We start from the raw sequence: 16,369 nt of genomic DNA on the forward strand, positions 1-16,369 counted from the left end.
TCAATACGTGCCGCCGAAGCGTCTTTTCTGCTCAGCCCTTCGAAACCACCGCGCGCCCATAGGGCGGTTGTGCCTGGACCGGCGGATTGGCGGTCTGGGCGGCGAGCTCGCCGATCAGGCGGTCGGCATCGGCGGCCATGCCGTCGGGGGCCTGGATCACCAGGCGCTCCAGTGCCCAGCGATAGGACGAGATGCGCTGCTCCAGACATTGCTGCACCCACTGCACGATCAGCGAGTTCTCCTGCATCCGCGCGACCGCGTCGTCCCTCTCTCTCGGCGAGAGCGCGGAGACGCGCGCCATGCTGGCGTTGCGCTTCCTGTCGAGGTCGATGACGCGGATCGCGGATGCGAAGAACGGCTCGAAGCGGGTGATGTCGTTGCGGACGTCCTCGATCAGCTGCGCATAGCGCGAGGAATGCGAGCGGTGCGGCTCGTCGATCAGCGTGCGGCCGTACATGGTGCGGTCGAACACGATCTTCTGCCGCCAGGGTGACGGCATCGCCTTGTAGTCGCCGAACACGCTCTTCCAGGCGGGGCGCGACAGCGGCGGCTCGATCATGGGATAGGCGAGGTCGCGCAGCTGGCGCTCCTCGTCGGTGAGCTGGAATTGCGAGGGTTTCAGACCGACGCTGGAGGTGACCTCCTCGCCGAGCCAGCGATGCATGTCGTCGCTGCGCATGTCGGCGCGGGTGCGGCCGAAATCGCCGCCGCTACAGGCACCGAGCGCAGCGCCAAGCATCGTGAGCAGCACGGCCGATCGGACAGACCGGATCTGGCGGATGGTGTCCGGCATTGCAAGAGCCCGGAATCAGCGACGGCGACGACGGCGCCCCGGCGCTGTGCCCTGCTCCGGCCCGTGATCGCCGCTGGTTTCGTCTGCCTCGCGCTCGATACGGATGACGGGAAGGATCAGGATCGTTCCCATGTCCGCGCGCGGAGCGACATCCCCCGACGAGCCCACCCGGCGACCGGCCGGAAATTCAATGATGGTCCCCATGTCAGCTCTCTTCAATTGCCGCGCGACCGAGCGCGCTCATGCAACATGCATTCATTAAGATCAGTTCATGGTTAACGGGGTGTAAACGTCGCGGTCGGACCGTAACCGCACGGGCCGCCCGCGACGTCCCGTTGCGGCACGAGATCGCTCCAAATCGAGCGTTCGGCTTCACGCCTCGTTTTCCTTAACGAGCCTTTAAAGGAGCCTGCGATAGGCTGGCGGGCAGTATCTCTTCCAGGTCGCGTATCTCTCCATGACCAAGTCGCTGTTTCCCGGATTCGACGGGCTGATGTCGCTCTCCCGTCGCGAAGGCGTCGATGTTCGGCCGACGCTGCTGCGCGTGCTGACCGACCTCTATGTGCAGACCCGCATCCACAGTGACGACGAGCAGCGCCAGTTCACCGAGCTTGCAACCCGGCTGATCGACCAGGTCGACGATGCGACCCGCGCGGCCATCAAGGCCAAGCTCGCGATCTATCCGTCGACGCCCGTCCCGGTTCTCCAGAAGCTCGGGCTGGTTGCCGCACATGAAGGCCGCAGGGTTCCACTGGCGCGTGAAATCCCCACGCCCGCACCCGCCCCCGCGCCGGCCCGCACGCCGACCGACGCCGAGCTGCGCATGGCCGCGAACATGGCGATGCAGCCGAAGGACGCCGCCGAGATCCACGACATGTTCTTCCGCGCCGGCGCCTCCGAGCGCGCGCTGATCCTGCACAACCTGGCGCAGACCCCGCTGAAGGCGGCGCCCCGCATTCCGACCGTGCGCGCCAAGCGCGCGATTCAGATCCTGGAGATGGCGGCGATCGCGGGCGACGTCGAGAATTTCACCCTCGAGCTCGGCGACAGCCTGATCCTGCCCTCGCGCGTCGCGGCCCAGATCGTCGACGATGCCGGCGGCGAGGCGCTCGCGGTCGCCGCGCGCGCGCTCGACATGCCGAGCCCCAACTTCCAGCGCATCCTGCTGTTCTTCAAGCCGGAGATCGGCACGTCCGTGAACGAGGTCTACCGGCTATCGCGGCTCTACGATCGTCTCAACGACCGCTCGGCGCTGGTGATGCTGGCAGCCTGGCGCGGCTCGACGCTCGCCGTCACCCGCGCAAAGTACCAGTCGTCACTGCATGACGGCGAACGCCAGCGCGCCCGCGCGGGCGCAAGCCAGACGCGGCCGGGCGTGCAGCCCGGCGCAATGCCGCCGCGCCGCACCGGCACCGACGGGTCGTCGGAGCGTTGAACGACTCGCGCTGAGGGAGATCCCGCGTCGTCCAAGCTCGTCATTGCGAGCGCAGCGCGCAGTCGTGCCCCGGACGCAGCGCAGCGCCCCTCCGGCGATGAGCTGCTGAGCCGGGGCCCATCTCTCCGCCTTCGTTGATGCAGCCTTATGGGTCTCGGCTCTGCACGGCAACGCTGGCGCGTCGCCGCTTGTCCGGGACACAGCTACGCCTTCGCAAGCTCGAGGAAATGCCGTCCGGCACGATCCTCGGTCTCGACGATCCAGGCGTCCGGATCGAAGCGGATTTCCTTCGTCAGCCGCTCCTCGATCGTGTGCTCGGGCAGAGGTTGCTGCGCGACCGGCACGAAGAAGCGATCGACGGGGCGACCGTCGTCGTAAGAGGTCTGCGGCGCCGGCGCGTACAGCATCGCATGGCCGTCGAGCAGCGACACTTTCACGAACACCGCGCCCGCCTCCTCGGCACCGCGACGGCGCACCGCGCCGAACACGCCTTCGGTCTGGCACCGGCGCAGGTAAGCCGCCACCCATATGTTGGATTTCAAACGCATGAGTCGAACGATAGGCCAGCGTGACGCGCGCCGCCAGTCTCAGCGTCCGATTGTCACGCCTTGCTTACACCTTGCCCGCCGTTGATCTGGCGTGCGACGAGGTATGACAGCGGCATCGCAAATGCGAATCCCACGGCGACCGCATAGGGGATGTTCCTGATCGCGTCGGCGGCGAAGCTCGGCACCATCAGCACGACGATCAGACTGACGCCCGCCAGCACCGTACCCAGCATGATCCAGACCAGAACCGAGACCTTGAACATGACAACCTCTCTTCTTCGTTGAAGATGAGCGATCATGTTCCCCGAAGCCGTCGGCCGTCATTGATCCCAAGCAAATCGCCCGCGCGCGGGCGCGGCGGCGCGCGATGCCCGGAATTGATCGGCGTCAATGACAGCGGGCGGTGGGGTTATTCGACGGGATGGCCGATCGCGGCGCCGAGCTCGCGCAGCAGCCGGTCGGACAACTGGCCGGTGACCTGCATCTTGTGCTCGCGCTCAAACTTCTGGATCGCGGACTGGGTTTCGCCGCTCATCGTGCCCGTGATCTTCAAATTCCCGTAGCCATATTCGGACAGCGCGCGCTGAACGCCGGCGATACGCCGTGCGGCGGGGCTCTGCGGCGCGGGAATCGGCGCGGGCGGACGCATGGCGGACGGCGGCGTCGAGGTCGTCGCCTTGACCAGATTGGTCATGGGATCACTGCCCGCGCGCGGCGTCGATGCGGTCGCCTCGACCGGTTTCTCCGGCGGCTTCTCGGCGGCTCGCTCGGCAGGTTTCGGCTCGGCGCGGAACTCCGTCGCGCGCGGCTCCAGCGGCGAGGTATCGGCGCCGACCGGGCGCGGACGCGGCATTGGGTTCGACAGCGCCACGGAGGACGGTGCGGGAAGATTGATCACGGTGCCGAACATCGGCGCCGGATGGCGGCCGGTCTGCAGGAACAGCGCATTGGCAACGATCGCGCCGATCGCGGCGACGGCGACGAGACCGGCCAGCGTGTCCTTGGGGCTGTGCAGCAGCACGCGCATCACGAGGTTGCGCTCGGTCTCGACATCGACAACCGCGGCCTTGGCGCCACGGCGGCGCGGAGCGGCTTCGTCCTTGGTAGACTTCCTAGGCACTTTTCTTCACCAGAGCGGGTTGGTCCTGAGACTGGTCGTGAGTTTGGTCCTGAAGATCCTGGCGCAGCACCGGCGTCAGCGTCGCGACCTTGCTTTCGACCGGCTTGACTTGCGGCGGCGTGTAGACGAGCGGCAGCCTGACGGTGACGGCTGTGCCCTCTCCCAAACTGCTTTGTACCGTCAATTCGCCGAGATGCAACGCCACGAGACTCTTCACGATCGAAAGTCCGAGGCCGGTTCCCTCGTGACGGCGCTGATAGGTCTTGCCCGCCTGGAAGAACGGCGCGCCGATGCGCTTGAGATCGTCGGGCGCGATGCCGACGCCGGTGTCGCTGATGCGCAGCGTCAGCTGCGAACCCAACACCGAAGCGGTCACGGAGACCTGACCGCCACGCTCGGTGAACTTGATGGCGTTGGCGACGAGATTGAGCACGATCTGCTTGAACGCCCTGGGATCGCCGGTCATGACGGGCAGATCCTGCGGCGCATCGGTGATGAGATCGATGCCGTTCTCCCGTGCCTTCAGCGCCAAGAGATTGCAGCAATGCAACAGCGAGGCCCGCGGCGCGAACGGCTCGGACGCGATCTCGAAATTGCCCGACTCCATCTTCGACATGTCCAGGATGCCGTTGACGACCGACAACAGGTGCTGGCCGGAATCGTTGATGAGCTGCGCGTATTCCTGGCGCTGGGCCGCACCCAGCATCAGGGTCTGCTCCTGCGCGATCATCTCGGAGAAGCCGATGATGGCGTTCAGCGGCGTGCGCAGCTCATGGCTCATGGTGGCGAGGAAGCGGGTCTTGGCGGCATCGGCAGCTTCCGCGGCGCTGCGCGCCTGATCCAGCGCCTGCTCGGACAGCTTGTGGTCGGTGACGTCGCGCATCACGGCGACGACCTCGGCCTCGCGCGTGACGTCACTGTGATAATTGTGGCCGATATCCCGGTCGAGCGGGCGGCAGCGCATCTCGACCCAGAGGAAATCGACCTGGCCGCGCTCCGAGCCGTCGGGCTCACGCCGCAGCCGGAACTCGATGCTGCGCACGTCGCCGCGCGCGGCATCGGAGAGCGCGGTGAGATAGGCCGGGCGATCGGCGACATGGACGCGGTCGAACAGGCCATGCCCCAGCAGTTGCGCCACCGGCATGCCGAGCATGGCTTCCGCCGCCGGCGAGATGAACTGCACCGCACCGTTGCGCTGATGCCGCGAGACGACGTCGCTCATGTTGCGGGCGAGCAGGCGATAGCGCTCCTCCTCGCGCGACAGCAGCGCAACGCTGGTGCGCGCCAGCGATTCCGCGCCGAAGGCAAGGCCGGCGGCATAGAGCGTCGCCGAGACGACGCCGCACGCCATCAGCACGCCGCGTTCAGCAGTGCTGGTGTCTGCAACCGGCAGCCAGCCGAGCTGGCCGACGAGAATCAGGAGTCCCGCACAGGACAGCGCGAGCAAGGAAGCAAAGGCCGCGACGCGGCGCGAGGCCGACAGCGCGGCTTCGAGGGGAACCACGACCAGCCAGACCGCGGCGAATGATTCGATGCCGCCCGTGGTGCCCGCGACCGCCATGATCAGGCCGGCGAGCGCCAGCGACGACAGCACATGGGCGCCTTCATAGCGGCCGGTGCGCGACAGGAACCAGGACAGCAGGATCGGCGCGATCAGCCAGGCGAACGCGGCGACCTCGACCGCGCTCGGTGCGCCGCGCATGGCGAGATAGACCGGGAATGCGGCAAAGGCGGCCAGGCTGCCGAGCAGCCGCGGCGCCATGAAGGCACGATGACGCGCCCGCATCAGCGCATCGTAACGCGCGGAGGGATGCAGCAGTGCATCGAGACAATCGCGGATGATACTCAAAACTGTCACGGGTCTCGCGCTTCGGCTCAATCGTCTTTGGAAGACGCGCCGCAACGCCTCCTTGTCGTTGAGCCACCGTGTCAGAGCGACCTTAAACGAGTGCTAAGGCGGCTCGGTGTGGGGCCGGACGCCGAGACATCGCGGGGCTTTTTAGACGATTTGGCGACGTCTTCGGCGAGGATGGTGAACACAGGGTTTCACACATCCCGGCATGGTTTCGAATTGGTGGATACGCATGCCAGCAGAATCACGGGCGCCGGCGTCAATCGAAAATTTACGACACCGTCGATCTCGAAGAATTTTGCGTAAATTTTCCGCGAATTAAGCTCAAGGCAATCACTTGCGATTTATCGAGAGTTGCTAGGTCGAAACGCGCGCGGACCATCGCCGCGGGCGGGATCTAACGAACAGGTCGATAAGATGCGCTTTCTGCTCCGCATCACATTCTGGCTCGGGCTGGTGCTGGTGCTCCTGCCCAGGGACAAGACGCCCGAATCGGAGAAGCTGCCCCAGATCGGTGCCGCCGACGCGGTGCAGGCTGCGACCGCGGCCGTCTCCGACATGACCCAGTTCTGCAAGCGCCAGCCGGCGGCCTGCGAGGTCGGCGGACAGGCCGCGACCATCATCGGCCAGCGCGCCCAGGACGGCGCGCGCAAGATCTACCAGATCATCAACGACAAGAAAGAACAGATCTCCAACGACAAGAACGAGAAGAACGACAAGAAGGCGCCCGACCATACCGGCTCGATCGCGATGGCCGGCGAAGGCGATGCCGCATCGACCGAGGCACCGCGCGATACCCTGAGCCAGGACGACCTCGCGCTGGAATGGCGCGGCCCGGCGGCGGCGAATTAGCGCCCAAACCCTATCGATTTCATCTCCTCGCATCCTTATATTGGCCCTAACGGGAACACGGGCCAACATGACGACGATCGACGAAATCAGGGACAATTTCGAGCTTCTGGACGAGTGGGACGACCGCTACCGGTACGTCATCGAGCTCGGCCGCACCCTGGAACCGATGCCGGAGGCGGAACACTCCGCCGAGAACAAGGTCAACGGCTGCGTCAGCCAGGTCTGGCTGCAGAAGCTGGTCGACCGCGGCCATGGCGCGCCGATCCTGAAATATCGCGGCGACAGCGACGCGCATATCGTGCGCGGGCTGGTCGCGATCGTGCTCTCGCTCTATTCCGGCCGCACGCCGCAGGAGATCATCGATACCGACGCGATCGCCGTGTTCAACGAGTTCGGCTTTCGCGATCATCTGACGCCGCAGCGCTCCAACGGCCTGCGCTCGATGGTCGAGCGCATCAAGACCGATGCGAAAGAGGCGCTCGCGGAAGCGTCGTGAGATGCTCTCGTAGGATGGGCAAAGCGGAGCGTGCCCACGATTGCGTGTGACTGGAGAGAATTCGTGGGCACGGCGCGCAAGCGCGCGCCTTTGCCCACTCTACGAGATCCGAAGCCTGGTCTACTTCCGCTTCCGCTGCTGCTGTCCGAGGCCCATCTGCTTGGCCAATTGCGAGCGCGCCACCGCATAGTTCGGCGCGACCATGGGGTAGTCGGCCGGCAGGCCCCATTTCTCGCGGTATTGCTCCGGCGTCATGTTGTACTGCGTGCGCAGATGGCGCTTCAGCGACTTGAAGCGCTTGCCGTCTTCCAGGCAGACCAGATAGTCGGGCGCGATCGACTTCTTCAGCGAGACGGCCGGCTTGGCCGGCTCGAGCGGCGCGGTCTCGGTGCGGCCTGACGACACCCGCACCAATGCGCCATGCACCTGGCTGATCAGGTTCGGAATCTCCGCCGCAGGCGTCGGATTGTTGCCGAGATAGGCCGACACGATGCTCGCCGTCAGCTCGATGAAATTCTTAGCCCCGGCATCCGACATGGGCCCGCCCTCTCTGCACCTTGCGCTTCACGGGATAGACGACGCCGAACCTTTCCGTGTCAACAATACGTTCGGCTGAAACAAGGGACTGACGAGGCGACGACGATTGCGGCGCTTGACTGCTGCGCGGCAGAGCTCAGGACCGCTGGTCGAGATGGGCACGCAACTCGTCGATCGACGCAAAGCGCATCATGCCCTCCGGCATCTGCGCTTCGATCGAGCCGTCGGAATAGAGCGAATAGGCCATGCCGTCGACGATGCCGGATTTGAGGACGGTCACGGGCGCCTGCTCGACGGGTGGTGGTGGGGGCGGCGGCTCGGGTGCAGGCGGCGGAGCGGCCTCCGCAAAGGTCGATGGCGAGCGCGGCGGCGGCCGGCGCAGGGCGGCCGGCGGCTCCGACGGACGCATGCGGTCCGGCTTCGGCCAGGCATCGTCAAAGCTTGCAGGCGGAGTATCCAGGGCCTCACCGGGCTCCGCAGGTAGCTGCGGCGGCGCGTCCTCGATGGCCTTCGCCTCCGCACGCTCCCGCTCCTTGCGCGAGGTCGAGGCGAACAACAGGTTGCGCCGGCGCGGCGCTTCCGGAGCCGCGGGCGGCGTTGGAGCTTCCGGCACCGGCGGAGCCTCGACGCGCGGACGCTCGCGCGCGGCAGCTTCGCTCTGCCACGGCGGCGGGCCTGCAGCAGGTGGCGGCGGCGGTGGCTGCTCGATCCTTCCTTCGGCCCTTCCCTCGATCCTTGCCGCCGCAGCGGCAGGCATCGACTCGGGCGCAGCGCCTGATGCAGCGAGGCCCGGCAGCACGGGCCTGACCCGAACCTCGGACGGCGCACCGGCCAGCCGACGCGCGAGGCCCTTCAGTTCCGTGACCACGACATAGAGGCCGGCCAGTAACATTCCGGAGCAGACGGCGATCGTGCCCGAGATTATGAGGGGGCTGCCGAGGCTGAACTCCCTGACGGAGAAGCCAAACAGGATCGAAAGGAAGCCCGCCACGACGGCGAAAATCCCCGCGATCAACAATGCCAGATTCATCGAACTCACCCCCGGTCGCCATCCACACGCGACAACCGCTACGCCACGATACCGTCATCCGGTGTTCCACGCCAACGAGGAATCGTCGGTAGCGTTCCTAAAGGGAAGGAAATCAGGGACTTATTCACATTCCCTTCAGCTACGGCTCGCTACTGCTTAGACTGCTCTCAAGTAACCGGAATTGCTGCGTCGCATCAGGAATTTAGCCATAATGCCCAATTACTTGGTAATGGAACTGCGCTATAGGGAGTCCGGGGAACAGGCCCGCGCGCACCAGCAGGGCCAAGAGGGGATTCCGGGGCACCGATAGCCATGACATCCATCACGACTTCGGCGATCGACACGCCTCTGCGGCGCTCGGTCGAACGGACTTGCGACGATCTCGCCATGCTGGTGCTGGCCGCGGTCGCGGTCGTTGCAGGCCTGACGTTCCGCGACTACGGCCTCGGCTGGGACGACTACACCCACGCTGAATATGCCGATTTGCTGCTGCGCATGTTCGGTTCCGGCTTCAAGGATACTGCGGCGCTCTCCTTCGCCAATCTCTACATGTATGGCGGCGGCTTCGACATGGTCGCGGCCCTCCTGCACAAAATCATTCCGCTCGAGCTGTTCGAGACGCGACGTCTGGTCGGCGCCATTGTCGGCGTGGTCGGACTTGCGGTGACGTGGCGGCTCGGCCGTCGCATCGGCGGGCCCCTTGCCGGTCTTGCCTCGCTGCTGCTGCTCGCGCTGTGCCCGATCTTCTACGGCCACATGTTCATGAATCCGAAGGATGCACCCTTCGCGGTGGCCATGATCATCCTGATGCTCGGCCTGGTCCGGCTCGCCGAGGAATATCCCAAGCCGTCGCCGCGCACGATCCTGATCGTCGGCCTGGGTGCCGGCCTTTCACTGGGCTGCCGCGTTCTCGGCGGGCTCGCGCTGGTCTACGCCGTGCTCGGCTTCGTCCCGCTGTTCCTGGAGGAACTGCGCAGCGAGGGCCTGCGCGAGTCGGTCCGCCGCTTCGCCCATGTCGTCTATGTGCTGCTGCCCGGCTTGGCGTTCGGCTACCTCGTGATGGGCCTGATTTGGCCGTGGTCGATCATGGAGCCCGGCAATCCCTTCGAGGCGCTGACCTACTTCTCGCACTTCTTCGAGAAGCCGTGGAAAGAGATGTTCGACGGCGCGATCGTGTCCGTGCCGGACATGCCCTGGTCCTATCTGCCGACGCTGTTCGCGCTGCAGCTGCCCGAGGTGATGCTGGTGCTGATGGCCGGCGCCGTGGTCAGCACCTTCGCCATGCTGCCGCGAAGCGAGGTGCCGGCGCGGCGCAAGACCATCATGCTGATGCTGACGCTGGCTGCGACCCTGCCGCTCGCGATCGCGATGGTGAAGCGGCCGGCGCTGTACAACGGCATCCGCCATTTCGTGTTCGTGATCCCGCCAATGGCGGTGCTCGGCGGCGTCGCTTTCGCGTGGGCCATGGAGCGCCTGCGCGCCAATCACCGCACCTGGCAGCCGGTCGTGCTCGCCACGTTCTGCTTTGGCCTTGCGCTCTCGCTCGCCGAGATGATCCGGCTGCATCCCTATCAGTACACCCACTTCAACCATATCGCCGGCACCGTGCGCGGCGCCGACGACCGCTTCATGCTGGACTATTGGGGTCTCGCGCTGAAGCAGGCTTCGGATGAGCTGCGCGAGCAGATCGTCGAACGCCAGGAAGTGCCGCCGACCAATCGCAAATGGAAGGTCGCGGTCTGCGGTCCGCAGCGCCCCGCCCAGGTCGCGCTCGGGCCCGACTTCACCATCGGCTGGGATTCCAACGCGGCCGATTTCGCGATGACGCTCGGCGAGTTCTACTGCAAGGGCCTCACCGCGCCCGTGATGGTCGAGATCAAGCGCGACGACGTCGTGTTCGCCCGCGTCTACGACATCCGCGGCCGCAGCATTTCCAGCCTGCTCTCGATCCCGGCGCCGTAATAATTTTCTCTAGGGCGAAACCCGGATGAGCGAAAGCGACATCCGGGATTTCTCTCTGAGCGGCCCCCATGTCGCTCCGCTCATGCGGGCTGCGCTTGACTGCCGCGCGCTTGTCGCGCCTTGCTGCTTGCCACGAGCGGTACTACGCTCCCTCCCCGCAACAACGATGTTCGGAGAGATCAGCCATGTCGCCAGCGGAAGCGCGCCTGAAGGAAGTGCCGTCTGATATGACGGAGGCTGAGTGGCAGCAACGGGTCAATCTCGCCGCCTGCTACCGCCTTGTCGCGCTGTACGGCTGGGACGATCTGGTCGATACCCACATCTCCGCGCGGGTGCCCGGCCCCGACCATCATTTTCTCATCAACCCCTACGGGCTGATGTTCGACGAGATCACCGCCTCGAGCCTCGTCAAGGTCGATTTGCACGGCAACCAGCTCTCCGAGAGCGAATACAGCATCAACCCGGCGGGCTTCACCATCCATTCGGCGATCCACGAGGTGCGCGAGGACGCGATCTGCGTGCTGCATCTCCACACCCTCGACGGCACCGCGGTGTCGAGCAGCGCGGAGGGCCTCTTGCCGCTGAACCAGACCGCCCAGCTCGTCACCCACGACCTCGCCTATCACGACTATGAAGGCATCGCGCTCGATCACGACGAGCGGCCGCGGCTGCAGAAGGATCTCGGCGACCACAACCACATGCTGCTGCGCAATCACGGCACGCTCACCGTCGGCCGCTCGGTCGCCTCCGCCTTCGAGCGCATGTATCACCTCGAGCGCGCCTGCTCGATGCAGGTGCGCACGCGCGCGCTCGGCACGCCGGTCTATCCGGTCGACGATATTGCTATCGACAAGAACACCGAGCTGCTCGCCAACCGCGACCGCGCCGAGCTGCGCGCCACCAACCTCGTGTGGCCGCCGCTGCTGCGCAAGCTCGACCGCGAGCTTCCGGGCTACCGGTCTTGAGATTTTCGGGATTTGGTGTAGGGTAGCGCCCAACGAACCTCTACGCCTTTTGGAATGAAACGCCGCCCAATTCCGGGCGGCGTTTTTATTTTGGGGCGGTGGTCGCCACGACAACAGAGCCGTAGGGTGGGCAAAGCGGAGCGTGCCCACGTTCTTTCATAATCACTGAGAGATTGGTGGGCACGGCGCTTCGCGCCTTTGCCCACCCTAATGCAGCTCCCTACGGCCCCGTGCCCTACTTCACCTCCGCCAGCGCCGCGAGGATGCGGGCCCAGGAGCGGATGCCCTTCTGGAAGCTGCGAAGATCGTACTTCTCGTTCGGCGAATGGATGTTGTCGTCGTCCAATCCGAATCCGACCAGCAGCGAGTCGAGGCCAAGCGTGCGCTTGAAGTCGGCGACGATCGGGATCGAGGCGCCGGAGCCCATCAGCACGGTCTCCTTGCCCCATTCCTCCGTCAGCGCCTTGCTGGCGGCGGCGAGCGGCTTCATGTTCCAGTCGAGCGCGACAGCGGGCGCGGCGGAATGGTCGCCGAACTCAACCTTGCAGTCGCCGGGAATGCGCGCCGTCACGTAGTCGCGGAACGCCTTGCGGATCTTTTGCGGGTCCTGCCCCTCGACCAGGCGGAACGAGACCTTGGCCGAAGCATGCGACGGGATCACCGTCTTGGAGCCCTCGCCGATATAGCCGCCCCAGATGCCGTTGACGTCGCAGGTCGGGCGCGATGAGGCCTGCTCGATCAGCAGGCGTCCCTTCTCGCCAGCGGGGATCGACAGGCCGATCGGCTTGAGGAACATCTCCGGCGTCAGATTGAGCTTCTTCCACTGCTCCAGGATATCGGGCGGCAGGTCCTTCACGCCGTCGTAGAAGCCGGGAATGGTGATGCGGTTGTCGTCGTCGAACAGGCCGCCCAGAATTTTGGTGAGCACCCGGATCGGGTTCATCGCGCTGCCGCCGAACACGCCGGAATGCAAATCGCGATTGGCGGCGGTGATCTTCAGCTCTTCGTAGAGCAGGCCGCGCAGCGAGGTCGTGATCGCCGGCGTGTTGCGGTCCCACATGCCGGTGTCGCAGACCAGCACGTAGTCGGCCTTGAACTCGTCCTTGTTGGCCTCAATGAAGGGCACGAAATTCTTCGAGCCGACCTCCTCCTCGCCTTCGATCAGGAAGGTGATGTCGACCGGCAGCGAGCCCGTCACCTTCTTCCAGGCGCGGCAGGCTTCGACGAAGGTCATCACCTGGCCCTTGTCGTCCTCGGCGCCGCGCGCGACGATGATCTTGCGGCCGTCGGCATGATCGGTGACGACGGGCTCGAACGGCGGACGGTGCCAGAGATCGAGCGGGTCGACCGGCTGCACGTCGTAATGGCCGTAAAAGATCACATGCGGCCGTCCACCGGCACCGGTCTTGCCGACGATGGCGGGATGCCCGGCCGTCGGCCTCACTTCAGTGGCGACGCCGAGGCTCGCGATGTCCTTGGCGAGATGCTCGGCCGCCGCCTTGCAATCCCCGGCGAAGGCCGGATCGGCGGAGATCGACTTGATCCGGAGCAGCGCGAACAGGCGCTCCAGGCTGTTGTCGAAATCCTTGTCGATGTGGTCGAGCACGGATTGAAGCTGCGCATTGGCCATGGTTGTGGGTCCTGACATTCGAGTCTCAAGAGGTACCGGGTTTTAGCGCCGTCGCAGGCTCGGAGCCAGCCGCAACGGGCGGATGCCGGATGTGCCATGCAAGACTACCTGCAAGTACGGCGGTCGCGAGGAGATTGTTGCCCCAGGCCTGGAGGACAGTTGGAAACCACGGCAGCGCCAGCAGCATGAGAATGCCGGCCGCGCCGAGCGCGAGCCAGGTTCCGAGACGCACATTCGCCCGCTCGTCGAAGGCGGCGCGATGCATCAGCACCGTCATCGGGAAGAACAGCCACATGAAGTAGTATTGCCGTGCCAAAGGCGAGGCCACCGTGATCAGGCAGAACAGGATGGCGAGCTCCTCCGCATCCGAGCGCGCCGTTCGCCGTGCTTGCTGCGGCATGATCGCGACGAAGCCGAGCCCGAGCAAGGCCGACAGCACCAGCACGATCCAGTTCGCCGTCCTGTAGTCGACGTCGATGATGTTCATCGTGCGCGGCGGCTTGCCGGGATCCTCCAGATTGAAGTTGATCGGACGGACCAGGCGGTGCGTGACGGCGATGAGGGACTGGTTGACCCACGACCAGTTCTGCTCGTCACGCTGGCCAAAGCCCTTTTCCGAGCTCGTTCCGACCATGCCCTGATACCAGGTCGCAAGCTCGGCCGCGTTGCGCTCGAAGCCGCGGATCGGCGCCGGCACCACATAGAGAAGGATGCCGGTGAAGGCGACCGTGGCGGCGGCCGCCGCCCATTTCCGCCGCCAGACCAGATACGGCAGGACCGCGATCGGAAACACCTTGATGGCAGCGGCGAGCGCGAACATGAAGCCCGCAAGCCAGGGACGTTGGTGCCGCAAGCTCCAGAAACCGTAGAGCATCATGGCCAGCAGGACGAGGTTCGGCTGGCCGAGGTCGAACATGTCGAACACGAAGGGCACGGTGACGACGGCGGGCAGCGCCTCCAGCCAGCGGCCGGGGCTGCGCCCCGAGCCGGCCATGACCTGGGAGAACGTCCCGGTGTACCACCACGCTACGGCGTTCAGGATCGACAGGACGACATAGAGCGGGATCTTGCCGAACCAGCTCGGGATCGCCAGCAGGATCGCCGGCAACGGCGGATAGATGAACTCGAAGTACTCGACGGCCGTGGCGGGATAGAGTGGCTCACCCTGCAGGACCTGCTGCCCGGCCCACAGCCACAGCGGGTAATCCTTGGTCTTGCCGCTGCCGAAGATCTCGGGAACGAGCACGTCAGCGGCGAGCAGGACGCAGCAGAACAGAAACAGCAGATCCAGCGGCGCGCGCAGCGACAGGTGTCGGGGCGCGTCAGGCTTGGCTAACGGGGCGGGCGGGGTCACGGAGTGGTCCTGTGCGGCGGCGAACAGGACGTAGCAGACCGGCGCAGGCTTGGAGAGCCCCTCACCTGAAATTGTACCGGTGGTGGCCTCGGGCAACGGCAAGCGGAATTGCCCAAAGCGGCCTGCCTACCGCCGCAGCAATCCGCCGAGCGCGCCGCGAACCAGCGTACGGCCGATCGAGCCGCCGAGCTGGCCACCGACCGACTTGCCGATATTGGCGGCCATCCCGCCGATCACCTGGTTGGTGACCGATCGCGTCACGTCCCGCGCAATGACCTGGCCGGTCGACAGGCGGCCGCGCTTGACGTTGGTGCCGAAGATGGTGCCGACGATCGAGCCGATCTGGCCGAGAAGGCCGCCGCCATTTCCGCCAGCCGGGCCGTCCGCGGTGGCCGCCGTGCCGGCAATGCGCTTCTGGATCATCTCGTAGGCGGATTCTTCGTCGACGGCGGTGTCGTATTTGCCCTTCACCGGGCTCGCAGCCATGATCGCCTTGCGCTCGTCCGGCGTGATCGGCCCGATGCGAGCCGACGGCGGCCGGATCATCACCCGCTCCACCATCGCCGGCGTGCCGTTGCCCTCGAGGAAGGACACCAGCGCCTCGCCCTTGCCGAGCTCCATGATCACCTTGGCAGTGTCGAGCTTCGGGTTGGGCCGGAAGGTCTGGGCCGCAGCGGCGACCGCCTTCTGGTCCCGCGGGGTGAAGGCGCGCAGTGCGTGCTGCACCCGGTTGCCGAGCTGTCCGAGCACGCGGTCGGGGACGTCGACCGGGTTTTGCGTCACGAAGTAGACGCCGACGCCCTTGGAGCGGATCAGGCGGACCACCTGCTCGATCTTGTCCATCAGCGCCTTGGGCGCATCGTTGAACAGCAGATGCGCCTCGTCGAAGAAGAACACGAGCTTCGGCTTGGGCAGATCGCCGGCCTCGGGCAGCTCCTCGAAAAGCTCCGACAACATCCACAGCAGGAATGTCGCGTAAAGCCTGGGGTTCTGGAGCAGCTTGTCGGCCACCAGAATGTTGACCATGCCGCGGCCGTCGCGGTCGGTCTTCATGAAGTCCTTCAGCGTCAGCGCCGGCTCGCCGAAGAATTTGGTGCCGCCCTGGTTCTCCAGCACCAGCAGCTGGCGCTGGATGGTGCCGACGGTGGCCTTGGTGACGTTGCCGAACCCCTGCGCGGCCTTGCGGATGGCTGCGAGCGGATCCTCCTCCGCGTCCGCCCCCTTCTTCCCGCTATCGGGCACGATGGCATCGAGCAGCGCGCGCAGATCCTTCATGTCGATCAGGGTCAGCCCGGCGTCGTCGGCGACGCGGAAGGCAACGTTGAGCACGCCTTCCTGCACGTCGTTGAGGTCGAGCATGCGTGCGAGCAGAAGCGGCCCCATTTCCGTGACGGTCGCGCGCACCGGATGGCCCTGCTCGCCGAACACGTCCCAGAACACCGTCGAGAACTGATCGGGCTGGAAATTCAGCCCCATTCCGGAGGCGCGCTTGACGATGAAGTCTTTGGCTTCGCCGACCTCGGAGATGCCGGAGAGGTCGCCCTTGATGTCGGCGGCGAAGACCGGAACACCGGCGCGCGCAAATCCTTCCGCCATCACCTGCAGCGTCACAGTCTTACCGGTTCCGGTTGCACCTGTGACGAGGCCGTGGCGATTGGCGAGCGCCAGCGTCAGCCAGGCCTGCTCCTCTCCCTTGCCGACGAAGATCTTGTCGTCGGTATCGCCGAGCTTGCTGTCCTGTGCGGTCATTATTCTCTCTGATCTCTTCTTGCCGGGTTTCGCGTACCGAAACTCG

General features: G+C 65.6%; 16 protein-coding genes. 5 read left to right on the forward strand and 11 right to left on the reverse strand.

The annotated features are described in order from the left end of the window. Positions 1-31: 31 nt before the first annotated feature. The gene (locus GDN70_RS26870) at positions 32-793 is read right to left on the reverse strand and encodes a hypothetical protein (RefSeq protein ID WP_038947832.1); all 762 of its coding nucleotides are present in this window, start codon (positions 791-793) and stop codon (positions 32-34) included. Positions 794-808: 15 nt separating this feature from the next. Next, on the reverse strand, positions 809-997 hold the full coding sequence (locus GDN70_RS26875) for a hypothetical protein (RefSeq protein ID WP_018315770.1): 189 nt from the start codon (positions 995-997) through the stop codon (positions 809-811). A gap of 253 nt (positions 998-1,250) precedes the next feature. On the opposite strand from GDN70_RS26875, the gene GDN70_RS26880 reads away from it, so the two are divergent. Continuing rightward, on the forward strand, positions 1,251-2,228 hold the full coding sequence (locus tag GDN70_RS26880) for a DUF2336 domain-containing protein (RefSeq protein WP_095426447.1): 978 nt from the start codon (positions 1,251-1,253) through the stop codon (positions 2,226-2,228). Positions 2,229-2,431: 203 nt separating this feature from the next. On the opposite strand, the gene GDN70_RS26885 is transcribed toward GDN70_RS26880, so the two are convergent. From GDN70_RS26885 to GDN70_RS26900, 4 genes are all read right to left on the reverse strand, one after another. Beyond that, positions 2,432-2,776 carry a DUF1491 family protein gene (locus tag GDN70_RS26885; RefSeq protein ID WP_028142953.1) on the reverse strand — a complete coding sequence of 115 codons (345 nt, stop codon included), beginning with the start codon at positions 2,774-2,776 and terminating at the stop codon, positions 2,432-2,434. Between the two features lie 53 nt (positions 2,777-2,829). After that, positions 2,830-3,039 (reverse strand): hypothetical protein, encoded by a 210-nt coding sequence (locus GDN70_RS26890; protein ID WP_173015875.1) that lies wholly within the window; start codon positions 3,037-3,039, stop codon positions 2,830-2,832. Between the two features lie 146 nt (positions 3,040-3,185). Next, entirely contained in the window at positions 3,186-3,896 is a 711-nt protein-coding gene (locus GDN70_RS26895) for a peptidoglycan-binding domain-containing protein (protein WP_152103270.1), read from the reverse strand. Beyond that, positions 3,889-5,754 (reverse strand): PAS domain-containing sensor histidine kinase, encoded by a 1,866-nt coding sequence (locus GDN70_RS26900; protein WP_173015876.1) that lies wholly within the window; start codon positions 5,752-5,754, stop codon positions 3,889-3,891. Before GDN70_RS26900 ends, GDN70_RS26895 begins: the two co-directional genes overlap by 8 nt. A gap of 411 nt (positions 5,755-6,165) precedes the next feature. On the opposite strand from GDN70_RS26900, the gene GDN70_RS26905 reads away from it, so the two are divergent. Continuing rightward, positions 6,166-6,600, forward strand: coding sequence for a DUF5330 domain-containing protein (locus tag GDN70_RS26905; protein ID WP_038947827.1), 435 nt, complete (start codon positions 6,166-6,168; stop codon positions 6,598-6,600). Between the two features lie 67 nt (positions 6,601-6,667). Then, positions 6,668-7,096 (forward strand): SufE family protein, encoded by a 429-nt coding sequence (locus GDN70_RS26910; protein ID WP_028142948.1) that lies wholly within the window; start codon positions 6,668-6,670, stop codon positions 7,094-7,096. A 120-nt stretch (positions 7,097-7,216) separates the two neighbouring features. On the opposite strand, the gene GDN70_RS26915 is transcribed toward GDN70_RS26910, so the two are convergent. Next, positions 7,217-7,633, reverse strand: a complete 417-nt coding sequence (locus GDN70_RS26915; protein WP_028142947.1) for a MucR family transcriptional regulator — start codon at positions 7,631-7,633, stop codon at positions 7,217-7,219. Positions 7,634-7,769: 136 nt separating this feature from the next. Further along, entirely contained in the window at positions 7,770-8,663 is an 894-nt protein-coding gene (locus GDN70_RS26920) for a hypothetical protein (protein ID WP_028142946.1), read from the reverse strand. Between the two features lie 312 nt (positions 8,664-8,975). On the opposite strand from GDN70_RS26920, the gene GDN70_RS26925 reads away from it, so the two are divergent. Then, positions 8,976-10,625, forward strand: coding sequence for a glycosyltransferase family 39 protein (locus GDN70_RS26925; protein WP_028142945.1), 1,650 nt, complete (start codon positions 8,976-8,978; stop codon positions 10,623-10,625). A 185-nt stretch (positions 10,626-10,810) separates the two neighbouring features. Continuing rightward, positions 10,811-11,590, forward strand: a complete 780-nt coding sequence (locus GDN70_RS26930; protein ID WP_028142944.1) for a class II aldolase/adducin family protein — start codon at positions 10,811-10,813, stop codon at positions 11,588-11,590. 235 nt (positions 11,591-11,825) lie between these two features. Here GDN70_RS26930 and GDN70_RS26935 read toward each other — a convergent pair whose 3' ends face one another. From GDN70_RS26935 to GDN70_RS26945, 3 genes are all read right to left on the reverse strand, one after another. Next, complete coding sequence (locus GDN70_RS26935; RefSeq protein ID WP_028142943.1) at positions 11,826-13,220, reverse strand: M20/M25/M40 family metallo-hydrolase; 1,395 nt, start codon at positions 13,218-13,220, stop codon at positions 11,826-11,828. Positions 13,221-13,245: 25 nt separating this feature from the next. Further along, the gene (locus tag GDN70_RS26940; protein ID WP_028142942.1) at positions 13,246-14,574 is read right to left on the reverse strand and encodes a glycosyltransferase family 87 protein; all 1,329 of its coding nucleotides are present in this window, start codon (positions 14,572-14,574) and stop codon (positions 13,246-13,248) included. Positions 14,575-14,700: 126 nt separating this feature from the next. Further along, a complete protein-coding gene (locus GDN70_RS26945; RefSeq protein WP_028142941.1) occupies positions 14,701-16,323 on the reverse strand; it encodes a helicase HerA-like domain-containing protein in 1,623 nt (540 codons plus the stop codon). Positions 16,324-16,369: the final 46 nt, after the last annotated feature.

The organism is Bradyrhizobium sp. TM102 (assembly GCF_009176685.1).
Lineage (GTDB): Bacteria > Pseudomonadota > Alphaproteobacteria > Rhizobiales > Xanthobacteraceae > Bradyrhizobium > Bradyrhizobium ottawaense.